Origin of the sequence: Microbacterium gorillae (assembly GCF_000826185.2) — a bacterium.
Classification (GTDB): domain Bacteria; phylum Actinomycetota; class Actinomycetes; order Actinomycetales; family Microbacteriaceae; genus Microbacterium; species Microbacterium gorillae.
Genome location: NZ_LN648875.1, coordinates 298,211 through 311,872 on the forward strand (window position 1 = coordinate 298,211; position 13,662 = coordinate 311,872).

The following is a 13,662-nucleotide window of genomic DNA, read 5'->3' on the forward strand; positions in this document are numbered from 1 at the left end:
TCAGTTCCCGGCGGCGATCTCGTGCGCCCGGGCCAGGGCCGCGTCCGTGGCGCGGATGAAGAGCTCGTCCAGGTGCGCGTCCTGCAGGACGGCGACGGCGCGCTCGGTCGTGCCCTTGGGGCTCGTCACGCCGCGGCGCAGGTCGGCCGGGTCCTCCCCCGTGTGATCGAGCAGGGCCGTGGCGCCGATGAAGGTCTGTTCGGCCATGGCGCGCGCATCGGCCTCATCGAAGCCCTTCTGCCGGGCCGCAGCGGTGAGCGCTTCGATCAGCAGGAAGACGTACGCCGGTCCGGAACCGGAGATCGTGGACAGCGCGTCGATGCCGGGCTCGTCCGTCTCGATCACGGTTCCGACGCACTCGAACAGGCGACGGACCTCGGCCAGGTCATCGGCCGTGGTGTGATCGTTCCCGGCGATTCCGGTCACGCCCTTGCCGATCAGAGACGGGGTGTTCGGCATGGCGCGGACGATGCGGCGCTGTCCGCCGAGGGCGTCGGCCATCGTCGCGAGGGTGGTGCCCGCGGCGAGGCTCACGATGACGGCATCCGGATGCAGGACGTCCGCGATCTCACGGAGCAGGTCGGCGACCATCGCGGGCTTGACGCCGACGATCACGACATGGGCGTCGTGCGCGACCGTGCGGTTGCCGTCCGCGGACTCCGAGAGCGCGAGCGACCGGACGCCCTCCAACTCGCGCAGCGCCGCGGCCTTCTCGACGCTGCGGGTGGTGACGCCGATGCCGCGAACCCCGGCGGCGACGAGACCGTGCAGGATCGCACCTCCCATCGAACCGGCTCCGAGAATGGCAACGGACGGGAACGGCGATGTGGCGGTCATGTGGCCATCCTACGAGCGCTCCGGCACGTCGGAACCGCGCAGTCCCGGCCAGGTCCGGGCCGATCCGGGCAGAGATGCCTAGACTCGAAATCGGGACGCGCCGCAGCGTCTCCACGCGAGCGAGAAGGACAGGCATGACCCTCTTCGACGGAATCACGGCACGCCGGATCACCACGTCGCGCCTCACGGCCGGCGTGCTGGAGCGGGACGGCGACGATCGCGGCGTGGGCGATGACCGCACCATCGTGTTCGTCCACGGCAGCGTCGCGTCCGCCGAGTTCTGGCAGAAGACGATGCTCGCGCTCCCGAAGGATCTTCGCCTGATCGCCGTCGACCTCCGCGGTTTCGGTCGCTCGGACGCCCTTCCCGTCGATGCGACGCGGGGTGTCGCGGACTTCGCCGACGACCTGCACGCGGTCCTGGCGGCGCTCGAGATCTCGTCCGCGCACCTGGTCGGGTGGGCCCTCGGTGGCGGGGTCGTCATGCAGTACGCGCTGCAGCACCCCGTCCGCAGCCTCACGCTGGAATCCCCCGTGTCCCCGTACGGCTTCGGCGGGACCCGGCGCGACGGTTCCCTGCTGACGGCGGACGCCGCCCTCGCCGGCGCGGGTGCCGTCGATGCGGACTTCCTCGCCCGGCTGCGGGACGAGGACGAGTCCACGGACGCCGAGACCTCGCCGCGCTCGGTGTTCCGCACCGCCTACATCGCCCCCGGCTACATCTCGCGCAACGAGGACGTGTGGGTGGACGCCATGCTCACCACCGTCGTCGGAGACGACAACTACCCCGGAACCTCCGTGCCGAGCGAGAACTGGCCGGGGTTCGCCCCCGGCGCCACCGGCGTTCTCAACGCGATCGCCCCGACGAACTTCGATGTGTCCGGCCTCACCCAGCTCGCCGAGAAGCCGCCGATCCTCTGGGTGCACGGTGACCGCGACGTCATCATCTCGGACTCGTCGCTGTTCGAGACGAACCATCGCGGCGCGACGGGCGCGATCGCGAACTGGCCGGGTGCGGATCTCGCCCCCGCCCAACCGATGGTCACGCAGACCCGAGATGTGCTGGACGCGTATGCCGCCGGCGGCGGACACGTCGTCGAGCTGGCGTTGCCGGGCGTCGGCCACGCTCCGCATCTGGAGGAGCCGGAGGACTTCCGCGCCGCCCTGTTGCGGCGCATCGACTACGTTCCGCCGATGGGCCCGCCGACGGAGGTCATCGTGCTGAAGTCGGCGGACTGAGCGGCCGCCGTCGCCCGCATCCGCTCATCACGGATAGACTCCACGTCCGGACGCTTCGTCCGCGTCGGTGAGGAGAGCGATGTCCGTTGGTCTGCTGGCCGTCGTCGATGACATCCTCAGCGCAGCACTGAAGGCGGCCGCGAAGTCGGCCGGTGTCGTGATCGACGACGCGGCCGTGACCCCGCAGTACGTCCAGGGCATCACCCCGGCGCGGGAACTGCCCGTGGTCGGCAAGATCGCCCTCGGGTCGATCGTGAACAAGTTCGTGATCATCATCCCGATCGCGCTGCTGCTGACGGCGTTCGCCCCTCAGGTCCTGCCGTTCCTGCTCATCATCGGAGGCACCTACCTGTGCTTCGAGGGCGCGGAGAAGGTGCTGGAGTGGTTCGGCCTCGGCCACGGCGAACACCGCGATGAGAGCGATCGCAACGAGAACAAGCTCGTCTGGGGCGCGATCCGCACCGACCTCATCCTGTCCACGGAGATCATGCTGATCTCGCTGTCCAACCTGACCGAGGGCCTGGACATCTGGATGACACTGGCCGCACTCGCCGTGATCGCGCTCGTGATGACCGGGGTGGTCTACGGCGCGGTCGCGCTGCTGGTGAAGCTCGATGACATCGGGCTGCGCCTGGTGCGCAGCGAGGACAAGCGGGTCCGGCACGCCGGGGTGCGCGTCGTGCGCTCCATGCCGGCGGTGTTCCGCGTGATCTCCATCGTCGGCACGGTGGCCATGCTGTGGGTCGGTGGGCACCTGGTGCTGGCCAACCTCGGCGAGGTCGGTCTGCACGTCACCACTGATCTCCTGCACGGCGTGGAGCACCTGCTCGCTCCTCTCGGTGGCATCGTCGTGTGGATCGGCGACACGATCATCTCCGCCCTCGCCGGGCTCGTCGTCGGTCTCATCGTGGTCATCGTGGTCACCGGCATCGGGACGGTGTTCGGCAAGCGCCCCTCGTTCACCGAGGGCGGCGAGTCACCCGTCGGCGCACGGGACTCGCACTGAACCTCGCCGCGGTTCGCCGAATCAGCGGCGGTCGCGGAAGAAGTCCTGCAGCAGGGCGGTGGCCTCCGCCTCGCGCACGCCCCCGATGACCTCGGCGCGGTACGGCAGCCGACGGTCCCGCAGCACGTCGTAGAGGGAGCCGGCGGCCCCGGCCTTGCCGTCCCACGCGCCGAAGACGACCCGGGACACCCGGGACTGCAGGACCGCGCCCGCGCACATGACGCACGGCTCCATGGTGACCACGAGCGTGGTGCCCTCCAGGTTCCACTCGCCGGTGCGGGCCGCCGCCGCGCGGATCGCCATCACCTCGGCGTGCCCGGTCGGGTCCCCATCCCTCTCCCGGACGTTGCGCCCCTCCCCGAGCAGCGTGCCGTCCGGTGCCAGCAGCACCGCGCCGACGGGAACGTCGCCGTCCGCCGCCGCCTCGCCCGCGAGGTCCAGCGCCTGAGACATGGCGTCCGTGAAGTCCACGCCTCGAGCCTACGGCTCGACCGGATATTCTTGTTCTCATGCGCCTGCACGTTGCCGATCACCCGCTCATCACTCACAAGCTCACGGTGCTCCGCGACAAGCGCACCCCATCGCCGGTCTTCCGCCAGCTCACGAACGAGCTGATGACGCTGCTGGCGTATGAGGCCACCCGCAACGTCCGAGTCGAGAAGGTCCAGATCGAGACCCCCGTGACGACCACGATCGGGGTGCACATCGCCGAACCGCGGCCACTCATCGTGCCGATCCTGCGCGCGGGGCTGGGCATGCTGGAGGGGATGACCACGATGATCCCGACCGCGGAGGTGGGTTTTTTGGGCATGGCTCGCAACGAGGAGACCCTCGAGCCGCAGACCTACGCCGAGCGCCTGCCGGATGATCTCAGCAACCGGCAGTGCTTCGTCCTGGACCCGATGCTGGCCACCGGCGGTTCGCTCGGAGCGGCGATCGAGTTCCTCTTCGAACGCGGCGCGCAGGACGTCACCGCGGTGTGCATCCTCGGCGCCCCGGAGGGCGTCGCGGCGATCCAGAAGCAGGTCGAGGGTCGCGATGTCACCCTCGTGCTGGGCGCGCTGGATGAGCGCCTGAACGAGAAGAGCTACATCGTCCCCGGACTCGGCGACGCCGGCGACCGCCTCTACGGCACCGTCTGACCCCCGCGCGAGAGCACTGCGCTCAGATCACCGGGCGGGGACGGGCGCGCACCATATCCAGGATCGCGACCACGAGGGACAGCACCAGCAGTCCGGCCACGGCGAACATCCCGAGTCGGAATCCGTCGAAGGCGATCTGCTCGCCCGGGACGGTACCGGCCTCACGCACCGCGGTGGAGTAGAAGATCGACAGCGCCACAGCCGACCCGATCGCGCTGCCGATGCGCTGACCGAGCTGACCGACGGAGCCCGCGAGGCCGCCCTCGGTGACGGGGATGTCCGAGAGCATCAGCGTCTGGTTCGAGGACAGCACGAACCCACCACCGGCGCCACCGATGATCATCACCGCAGACATCGCCCAGGGCATCGCCTCGTGCGGCACCCAGACCGATGCGCCGATCATCAGCAGCACCGACACGAGCACGAGCGTGACACCGAGAACGATCAGGCGCCGACCCGCTCGTGCGACCAGCAGGCCACCCCACCAGGAGGTCCACGCGCTGACCAGCGCGAACGTGATCGTGGTCATGCCCGCCACCATCGCGGACAGCCCGAGGCCATCCTGGATCAGCAGCGTACCGAGCAGGAACATCGGGGGCGTCGCGGCGAAGTACAGCGTGGAGATCAGGACCCCGTTGCGGAAGGACAGCGTGCGCAGCAGACCGAGCGCGATCAGGGGGTGTCGTCCGGAGTGCGCGTACCGGGTCTCCCACCACACGAACACGAGGACACCGATCGCGAAGATCGCCAGCGTCCACCACCGGTTCGGATCGTCCGAGGGCGATCCGGTGGTGAACAGGAACGGCCACATCAGGGCGACCACCATGATCGCGAAGATCACGATCCCCACCGGATCCATGCTCAGTGGTCTGCGTGGCGCGTCCCGTTTCATGTTCGGCATGACGATGAGCGTCGCGATGATCGCTGCCACCCCGAGTGGCAGATTCACCAGGAACATCAGTCGCCAGCCCCACTCGTCGCCGCCGAGGCCGATGAGGGCCCCGCCCGCGGTCGGACCGAATGCCGTCGCGATGCCGATCGTGGCACCGAAGAGCCCGAACGCGCGGCCGCGCTCGGCACCCTGGAACAGCTCCTGGATGAGACCCGTGACCTGCGGCATCTGGATGCCGGCGCCGATGCCCTGGACGAGTCGCGCTGCGATCAGCACTCCGGGATCGCTCGCGAATCCGGCGATGAGGCTGGTCAGAGTGAAGATCGACAGGCCCACGATGAACAGCACCTTGCGCGAGCGCTGGTCGCCGAGGCGTCCGGCCGGCACCAGGGCGAGTCCGAAGGTCAGGATGTAACCGGAGATGACCAGTTGCAGCTGCGTGGAGTTCGCTCCCAGCGCGTGCTCGATCGACGGGAGCGCGACATTGACCTTCGTCATGTCCAGGATCGTGAGCGCGGCGATCGCGACACTGATCCAGTACGCCGGCCAACGATGCGCGCTCGTCATGGATCTCCGTTCCGGCAGGGCATGACCGTGCTCGTTGAGTTGTGGTGGGAATCGAGGACCCGCGCGGCGATGGCGCGGGTCACCTCCACCGTAACGCGACGCGCGGCCGGAACATTCCGACGTCGTCATGCGACGAGATCGCTCAGGCGGGAACGGCGCCCACCAGACGCGCGAAGGCACTCAAGCGGGCGACCCCCGGCGGCGTGTACGGCAGATCGTCCAGCAGACCCGGGCTGTGGATCACGTAGGCGGCCACCTGGGCCCGCGAGATCGCCACGTTCAGCCGGTTCGGCAGCAACAGGAACTCCAACCCGCGGGGGGCGTCGCGCCCCGATGATGCGGCGAGGGACATGATCGCCACCGCCGCCTCCTGGCCCTGGAACTTGTCCACCGTGCCGACGCGGACACCCTCCAGACCGGCCGCGGTCAGAGCGTCGGAGACGACCTGCTGCTGGGCGTTGTACGGCGTCACCACGATCACGTCCGCGACCGTGAGGGCGCGCGGCGGAGCTGACTCGTTCGGAACCCAGTCCCGACCGAGCAGGTCCGTGACCAGTCGAACGACCGCAACGGCCTCCGCCTCGCTGTGCGACGAGTCGCCGCGATGGTCGATCGCGATGGCGTGCACGCCGGGCTCGACACCCTCGATCCAGCGGTGCAGGGCCGGCTCGGCGGACGCGAGCCTGCCCTCGTAGGACAGCTCGCTGACCACCGCCGCCACCTCCGGCCGCATACGCCAGGAGCGCTCCAGGAAATAGCCGTTCTCGGCCGGGATCACATCGTGCTCACCCATCACCCAGCCGAGCGCGGACGTGTCCACCGGCTCGGGATGCGTGCCCTGGCTCACCTGCGGCAGCTGCTGCGGGTCGCCGAGCAGCAGCAGGTCACGCGCGGCGACGGCCGTCGCGATCGTGTTCGCCAGCGAGTACTGACCGGCCTCGTCGATGACGAGCAGATCCAGGGACGCCGGCGGGACGCGACGCGGGTTGCAGAAGTCCCAGGCCGTCCCGCCGAGCACGAAGCCCGATCCGGCGCCCTCGTGCTCCGCGCGGAAATCGGCGATCCGGTCGCGCGGCACCGGAGTGAAACGGTCATCCTCGGCGTCTCGATCGGCCGTGGCCTTGCCGACGCGGTCGATCTCCAGTCCCGCCTCCACCACACGTGTGAGCAGGTTCTCCACGACGGCGTGCGACTGCGCGACGACGCCGACGCGATAGCCGTGGTCACGGACCAACCGGGCGATGACGTGCGAACCGACGAACGTCTTGCCGGTTCCGGGCGGCCCCTGCACGGCCAGGTAGCTGCCGTCGAGGTCGCGCAGCGCGGCCACGATCGCGCCGACGTCGTCGCCGTCCACGACCGGAGGCAACGCGCCGGAACGCGTCCGGGGCGCACGACGCAGGAGGATGTCCGCGGCCGGTCCGGGCGGCAGAGCCGGCGCCGTGCGCAGCACGTCGTCCGCCCACAGGTCGATGCGTTCCTGGATGGCGCGCGTGGACGGCGGCGGACCGGGGACGACGGCGATCGGCGCCCGCTCCCACGGCACACCCTCCACGCCGCTCTCCATGACGAGCAGTCCGTCGTCCCGGACCTCGACGATGCGCGCCCGGTTGGGCACGTTGATCCACCGTGAGGACTTCAGCGCCGGGAAGGGCACGGGTCGCTCGTAGATGGTGAAGACCTCCGAGCCGGGACGCAGCGAACTGCCCGGAGCGAGCTCACCGCGCAGCATGAGCTCGCGATAGGGCGAGTGCGCGCGCTCGGGCACATGCCACGGTTCCGAGACGAACGAACGGGCGACGTCCACGGACAGCACGTCCCGGGCCTGTGACCAGGTGGACAGCGGCTCACGCAGGCGCAGATAGTGACCGGCCCAGAACGCTCGGTTCTCGCGTGGGTGATAGTCGATCGCGGCCGCCGCGAGTCGCAGGGCGGTCTCCTCGGGTGAGCGCTCGTCGGCGGCATCGCGCGGAAGGGCGGCCGCGTGACCGAGCAGCGCCGTGGCGCGCTCGGACGGTTCGTAGTTGTTCGTCTCCGCCTCGATCTGCGGCGCGGCTTCGATTCCGGCCTCGGCGGCCCGGGCGCGCAACCAGTCCCGCAGGCGCCGCGTGGACACGCAGTCGTAGCGGTTGTAATCGGCGAGGTCGTCCAGGATCGGCTGGGCCTGGTCGGCGTGCCCCAGCGAGAGCAGATCGCGGGCGGCGACGTACCGTTCGATGGACTCGTCGCCGCGCTGCACCTCGGCGGTGCGCACCTCGTCGCCCATGTACAGCGGTTCGAGCTTCTTGATCGAGTACGAGCGCGAGCCCACTCGGACGGCACGCTTGACGACCGGGTAGAGGTCCACGAACACGCCCTCGGCCAGCAGCCGATCGACGTCCGACTCCCCCACCCCGTGCCGCGCCGCCATCGCGGCCAGGTGGGTCGGCTCGTACGGCGCGTAGTGGTAGATGTGCATGTCCGGATGCTGGGATCGCAGCAGCTTCACCGTGGCCAGGAAGGTCTCGAGAGCCTGCTTCTCCGCCGCGAACGAGTGCGCCCACAGAGCCGTGTACGTCTCGGTCTCATCGACCCAGCCGAAGAGGTAGTCCAAACCCCAGTGCGCCCCGTCGGCCTCCGTGTAGAGCGGATCGCCCTCGAAGTCGAAGAACATGTCGCCGGCGTCCGGCGGCGGCAGGATCGCCAGCGCGGACGGCAGCACCACCTCGTACGACGGAACCGGATGCGCCTCGGCGTCGGCGTCCTCGGTCGGGCTCGGCACGCCCGCCGGGCTGATCAGCTGCAGCCGAGCCTGCACCCGCAGCGATGCGAACACGTCGGCGGCGATGTCGTCGGGACCGGTCGTCGATGCCGCGAGCGCGTCCACGGTGTCGATGCCGACCGCGCGCAGGCGCCGACGCTGCTGCGGTCGCATCCCGGCGACCAGCAGCAGGTCGCGGTGACGGACCACCTCGATCTCACAGGTCGCGCAGCGGCCGCACGCGATGACATCCAGCGCTCCGCGTTCGTCCGCCCACGCCAGCGGCGGCTCGTCGATGCCGGCCGCCACATCGCGATCGGCGATGAGCGCCCGGATCCGCTCGCGCCGCAGGCGGAACACGGGCATCACGTCCGCCACGGCGTGCCGGGAGACCTCCCCGGTACCGAGGATGAGCTCGACGAACGGTGCGACCGGGAACCCTTCGGCCTGCAGCCGGTCGACGTATGCCGCCAACTGCATGAGGGCCGTGACCCGCGCGGATCGGGCGAGCTTGGTGTCCTGCACCAGCCAGCCCTCGGGAGTCCGGACGATGAAGTCGGCGAACCCGAGGAACTCGTCCGAGCGGAACGCGCCCTGGTAGACGACCTGGGCGTCCGGCGAGCGCAGCGCCTCCCGGGTGAGTTCGAAGGCCCGCTCACGGTCCTCCGGAGAGCCATGGCTGACGTCCGGAATCTCGATGACCCCGCCCGGGTACCGCCGGTGGTAGTCCGCGAGCACGCGGTGCTCATGCTCGAGGCCGAGCACGATGGCCCGCCGCAGCATGGCGTCTTCGGGTTCGTCGACCTTCTCGGTCCGCCCGAGACGCGCGTCGATGTCACGCATCCACGCGAACTCGCATTCGGCGGCCTTCTTCAGGTCGGTGGCACTCCAGATGACCCGGCCGTCATCGCTGATCCGCATCGTTCCTCCTGTCTACGACGCTATCGGTCGGCACCGACATCCCCGCGCACCGGAGCGGGCCGCCCGCACGCGCAGGAGATTCGGCGACGGCGACGACCGCGCGTCGTCAGAGGGCGGGCGAACCCGCGCGCTGAGCGATCACGCTGGAACCGTCGCGGGCGACCTCGACCTCGAGCCGGGACAGGATGCGCTCCTGCATCGCGGCGACGTGACTGATCACACCGATCGTCCGCCCGCCCTGGCGCAGCTGCTCGAGCGTGGCCATCGCGATCTCCAGTGTCTGCGCGTCCAGCGTTCCGAATCCCTCGTCGATGAACAGCGTGTCCAGTTGCACGCCTCCGGCGCGGGCCGTCACGACTTCCGCCAGGCCGAGCGCGAGGGAGAGCGAGGCCAGGAACGTCTCCCCGCCGGACAGCGACGATGCTGGTCGCGTACGGCCGGTGTGGGCATCGAACACGTCGATCCCGAGGCCGGAGGCGGCCCCGTGCGCGGCCCGCTCGTCCGTGTGCTCAAGGCGGTAGCGCCGCTCGGACATCTCCTGCAACCGAACGTTGGCGGCGGCGACGATGTCCTCCAGCTCGGCGGCCAGGACGAACGTCTCCAACGACATCTTCATGGTGTTCGGCTCGCGCCCGGACACCGTGTCGGCCAGGCGCTCGAGCACGGCGTGCTCGGCGGCGGCGTCCCCGATCCCGGACAGGGCCGTCGCGGCGGAACGGACGAGGCGCTCCAACTCGGTGGCCGTCTGCTCCGCCTCGGCGACGGCGCGCTGAGCCGCCGCCCATCGGACGCGCGCGGCCTGCACCGCTTCTTCCAATGGCACCAGATCGACCGGGTCCTCCGGCAGCAGGTCCAGCTCGTACTGCAGCAGACGGGCCCGCAACCCGTGTCGGGCCTGATCGAACGCCGCCACGGCCTCGGACAGTCGCGCGCGCTCGGCGGTCGGAAGCAACGCGGCCCGCGCCGTCGTGGCGTCGGGGAACCGGGCCTGGACGAGCTGCGCGGCGAGCGCCTCCGTGGCTTCCGCGGACGATCGCCTCCGCGTCGCCAGCTCATCCCAGGCGAGCACCACGCTCTCCGCAGCGGCACGACGCCCGTTCGCGTCCGCCCGCCGCGCCGCGACCGTGGGCCAGGCCCCGCGGGCGGTCGCGATGGTCCGCTCCGCCTGTTCTGCCCGCTCGCGCAACGCGGCCGCCTCCTCACGAGCGGCGAGGGTCGTCGACTCGGCCGCACGACGCTCCTCGTCCCCGCGGGCCTGGGCGGCGAGCAGATCGATGCGCCGCGCGATGACGGACTCGTGCGCGGCCGCGGCGGACTCCGCTGCGGTCGCGGCCGTGCGAGCCGCGGCGACGCTCTCCTCCGCGTCGGCGACCGACAGCCCGTTCGCGGCGGCGAGGGCGACGGTCAGGGCTTCCTGAGCTTCCAGCGCCGTCGCGGTGGCCGCCCGGTCCGCCGCGATGGCGGCGTCCTTGCCCCGCTCGGCGGATTCGATGTCCTCCGCGGACACGGCGTGCTCCGCCGCCCGCGCCGAGTGCGGGTGCTCGCGCGACCCGCAGACGGTGCACGGCTCACCCTCGCGCAGCCGCTCGGCGAGTTCGCCCGCGAACCCGTCCAGCCGACCGATCACCAGCTCCGTGACCGTGCGGGATGCCGCTTCCAATGCTGCTGACGCCGCAGCCCGGGCCACCTGCGCGGACGCGGACGCGGTGCGCGCGGTCTCGGCCGCACGAGCGGCGACGAGGGTCGCCTGCGCGCGCTCGACCGCGGCGCGGCGCTCCGCGACACCCGCCGCCGGACCTGCGAGGCGCGCGAGTTCCTCATCGAGTGCGGCGAGGGCGTCCGGGATCCGTGCGAGCCGCGCGGTGATCTCCGCCACCGCCGTCTCGGTTGCCGCAACGCGCTCCGCCGCCCGGTCCCGGTCGAGGACCCACCCGGTCACGTCCTGCTCCAGCCGCGCGGCGGAATCGAGCGCGCCCACCTGCTCGGCGAGGTCGGGGACCAGGCCGCGCAACATGGACACCGGGGTATCCGCATCATCGTCCGTGGGCGCCGCCGGATCCTCGTCGGCGCGGACCTTCACCCACGCCGCGCTCGCCGTCGCCGCGCGCGGCGCGGCCTCGGCGACCCGCTCGGTGGCGGTCGTCGCCGCCTCCAGCCACGCGCGCAGCACCTCCGCCTGCTCGGCGGCGGAAAGCTTTGCACGATCGGCGTCGACGTCCGCCGCGCGCAGGTCGAGCGCCGCGAGTTCGGCGCGCGCCTGGTCACGACGGCGCTGGGCCGCGCTGCGTTCCCGCGCGGCCGCGAGCTCGTCCCCGGCGGCCCGATGGGCGTCCTCGGCCTGCGTGCTCTCCGCCTGGGCGGCCTCAACGCGGTACCGGCCGCGCGGCAGCGCACTCTCGAGCACCTCGAGTCGCGCGGCGGGTGTGACGGGCACCGCCATGGCCTCCGCATCCTCGACCTGCGTGCTCTCGGCGTGCGAAGAGCCGAGTTCGGCCCGCGTCACCAGGTCTTCGGCATCGCCGAGACGCTGATCCAGGAGCGCGGTGTCCGCCGCGAGGGCGTTCGCGGACGCCTTGCGACGTGTCTCCAGCTCCACCACGTAGTCATCGAAGCGTCGGGTCCCGAACAGCGTGCGCAGCAGGGCGAGGCGTTCGTCGTTGCGCGCCAGCAGGAACCGGGCGAAACGGTTCTGGGCGAGCAGGATCACCTGCAGGAACTGATCCTTGGTCAGTTGCAGGATCTCCGGCAGCAACTCGCCGTCGACGTCCTTCGCGCGTGCGCCGAGGCCCTCCCACGCCGAGCCGTCCCAGCGCAGCAGGGTGACCTCGTGCGCCTGCTTGGTCAGGCCGGTGCCGCTCTTCTTCGCCCGCAGGTACTCCGGCGCGCGCTCGACCCGGTACCGGCGCTCGCCCACCTCGAACTCCAGGGCGACGCGGCTCGGCTCATCAGGCTCGCTGTGATCGCTGCGCAGCCGCTTCTCGCCACCGGTGTAGCGCGGGATGGAACCGTACAGGGCGAAGCAGACCGCGTCCAGGATGCTGGATTTGCCGGCACCGGTGCGTCCGGCGATCAAGAACAGTCCGTCCGCGGCGAACGCATCGAAATCGATCGTCTGCGGTGCGCGGAACGGACCGAACCCCTCGATCTCGAGGCGGCGGAGCCTCACGCCAACGCCTCGACGCGGGCGCGCTCACCGAGCACGTCGCGCAGGACGAGCCGCTCCGCCTCACTCGCTCCCTCGCCCGCACGGACATGCTGCAGGAACGCCTCGATGCGTTCTTCGTCGGTCACGGCCGCGCGCAGCTTCTCGCCGTAGGTGCGCGCCGGAGACGGCGCCACCCCGACCGGCGTGTGCGAGACGGTGGCGCAGAACGGGAAGCGCTGCTGCAGTCGACGCATCACATCCCGCTGGGGCGTGCGGTCCGTGTACTCGACCGCGACCCAGGCGTCCGTCTCGCCTGCGTAGACGTCATCGGTGAGGATGGCATCCAGCTCGTCATGCAGGAGGACGAGTCGGCGCGGGACCGGCAGGTCCAGCCACCGCACCTCGGCCAGGCCGTCGGCGGACAGCTCGACCAGCCACGACCCGCGGGGCTTCGCGCGCTCGCCGAAGCTGTAGTGCAGGGGGGCGCCGGAGTACCGGATCGCGTCGGTGAGGCGCTGCCTGCCGTGGATGTGCCCGAGCGCGACGTAGTCGAGCCCGGCGAAGACGGACAGCGGAACGACGTCGAGCGTGCCCTGACGGACCTCGCGCTCGACCCCCGGCGTGGCCTCCACCCCGGCCGCGAAGCAGTGCGCGATCGCGACGGAGCGCACCCCGCGGCGCTGCACCGACGCGTTCACGAGCGAGAGCGCGTGCGTCATCGTCTGCGCTTGCGAGCGCATCTCGACGCCCTCCCACACCGTGCGCACGACCGACGGCTCCAGGTACGGGATGCCGTAGAAGTCGACGTCACCGTACTCATCCGCAACCGTGATCGGCGCGTCCAGAGCGAGAGGGTCGGTGATGACGTGGATGCCGGCGCGCAGCAGACCGGACTGGAACCCCAGGCGCGCCGCGGAATCGTGGTTTCCGCTCGTGACGATGACGGTGGCGCCGGTGTCCGCGAGAGAGCGCAGCGTGTCGGTGAGCACCGCGTAGGCACCGGCCGCCGGCGTGGACGAGTCGAAGACGTCGCCCGCGACGATGACCACGTCGACCTCCTGCTCGCGCACCTGAGCGACCAGGGCGTCGAGCACCTCGCGCAGCGCATCGAGCGTGGCGTGACCGTGGAAGGTCCGCCCGATGTGCCAGTCAGAGGTGTGCAGGATTCGCATGG

The 13,662-nt window shown here is 70.9% G+C and carries 9 protein-coding genes; 3 read left to right on the forward strand and 6 right to left on the reverse strand.

Annotated elements, in window-relative coordinates:
• On the reverse strand, positions 1-837 hold the full coding sequence (gene proC, locus BN1193_RS10920; RefSeq protein ID WP_040166360.1) for a pyrroline-5-carboxylate reductase: 837 nt from the start codon (positions 835-837) through the stop codon (positions 1-3).
• A gap of 134 nt (positions 838-971) precedes the next feature.
• Here proC and BN1193_RS10925 point away from each other — a divergent pair, with 134 nt between their 5' ends.
• Positions 972-2,075 (forward strand): alpha/beta fold hydrolase, encoded by a 1,104-nt coding sequence (locus BN1193_RS10925; RefSeq protein WP_040166363.1) that lies wholly within the window; start codon positions 972-974, stop codon positions 2,073-2,075.
• A gap of 79 nt (positions 2,076-2,154) precedes the next feature.
• Positions 2,155-3,081, forward strand: coding sequence for a DUF808 family protein (locus BN1193_RS10930; protein WP_040166366.1), 927 nt, complete (start codon positions 2,155-2,157; stop codon positions 3,079-3,081).
• Between the two features lie 21 nt (positions 3,082-3,102).
• Here the strand turns inward: BN1193_RS10930 and BN1193_RS10935 are convergent, their stop codons facing one another.
• Positions 3,103-3,534, reverse strand: coding sequence for a nucleoside deaminase (locus BN1193_RS10935; protein WP_040166880.1), 432 nt, complete (start codon positions 3,532-3,534; stop codon positions 3,103-3,105).
• Between the two features lie 56 nt (positions 3,535-3,590).
• On the opposite strand from BN1193_RS10935, the gene upp reads away from it, so the two are divergent.
• On the forward strand, positions 3,591-4,223 hold the full coding sequence (gene upp / locus BN1193_RS10940) for a uracil phosphoribosyltransferase (RefSeq protein ID WP_040166368.1): 633 nt from the start codon (positions 3,591-3,593) through the stop codon (positions 4,221-4,223).
• A gap of 22 nt (positions 4,224-4,245) precedes the next feature.
• Here the strand turns inward: upp and BN1193_RS10945 are convergent, their stop codons facing one another.
• The 4 genes from BN1193_RS10945 to BN1193_RS10960 all read right to left on the reverse strand — a co-directional run bounded on the left by BN1193_RS10945 (position 4,246) and on the right by BN1193_RS10960 (position 13,660).
• The gene (locus tag BN1193_RS10945; protein ID WP_052460662.1) at positions 4,246-5,682 is read right to left on the reverse strand and encodes an MFS transporter; all 1,437 of its coding nucleotides are present in this window, start codon (positions 5,680-5,682) and stop codon (positions 4,246-4,248) included.
• 142 nt (positions 5,683-5,824) lie between these two features.
• On the reverse strand, positions 5,825-9,343 hold the full coding sequence (locus BN1193_RS10950) for a TM0106 family RecB-like putative nuclease (RefSeq protein WP_040166370.1): 3,519 nt from the start codon (positions 9,341-9,343) through the stop codon (positions 5,825-5,827).
• Between the two features lie 106 nt (positions 9,344-9,449).
• Positions 9,450-12,509 carry an AAA family ATPase gene (locus tag BN1193_RS10955; protein WP_040166373.1) on the reverse strand — a complete coding sequence of 1,020 codons (3,060 nt, stop codon included), beginning with the start codon at positions 12,507-12,509 and terminating at the stop codon, positions 9,450-9,452.
• On the reverse strand, positions 12,506-13,660 hold the full coding sequence (locus BN1193_RS10960) for an exonuclease SbcCD subunit D (protein ID WP_040166375.1): 1,155 nt from the start codon (positions 13,658-13,660) through the stop codon (positions 12,506-12,508). Before BN1193_RS10960 ends, BN1193_RS10955 begins: the two co-directional genes overlap by 4 nt.
• Between the last annotated feature and the right edge of the window lie 2 nt (positions 13,661-13,662).

Coding starts and splice junctions, on each gene's coding strand:
- BN1193_RS10930 (WP_040166366.1), top strand. CDS start 2,155: ATGTCCGTTGGTCTGCTGGCCGTCGTCGATGACATCCTCAGCGCAGCA.
- BN1193_RS10935 (WP_040166880.1), bottom strand. CDS start 3,534: ATGTCTCAGGCGCTGGACCTCGCGGGCGAGGCGGCGGCGGACGGCGAC.
- upp (WP_040166368.1), top strand. CDS start 3,591: ATGCGCCTGCACGTTGCCGATCACCCGCTCATCACTCACAAGCTCACG.
- proC (WP_040166360.1), bottom strand. CDS start 837: ATGACCGCCACATCGCCGTTCCCGTCCGTTGCCATTCTCGGAGCCGGT.
- BN1193_RS10960 (WP_040166375.1), bottom strand. CDS start 13,660: ATGCGAATCCTGCACACCTCTGACTGGCACATCGGGCGGACCTTCCAC.
- BN1193_RS10925 (WP_040166363.1), top strand. CDS start 972: ATGACCCTCTTCGACGGAATCACGGCACGCCGGATCACCACGTCGCGC.
- BN1193_RS10950 (WP_040166370.1), bottom strand. CDS start 9,343: ATGCGGATCAGCGATGACGGCCGGGTCATCTGGAGTGCCACCGACCTG.
- BN1193_RS10945 (WP_052460662.1), bottom strand. CDS start 5,682: ATGACGAGCGCGCATCGTTGGCCGGCGTACTGGATCAGTGTCGCGATC.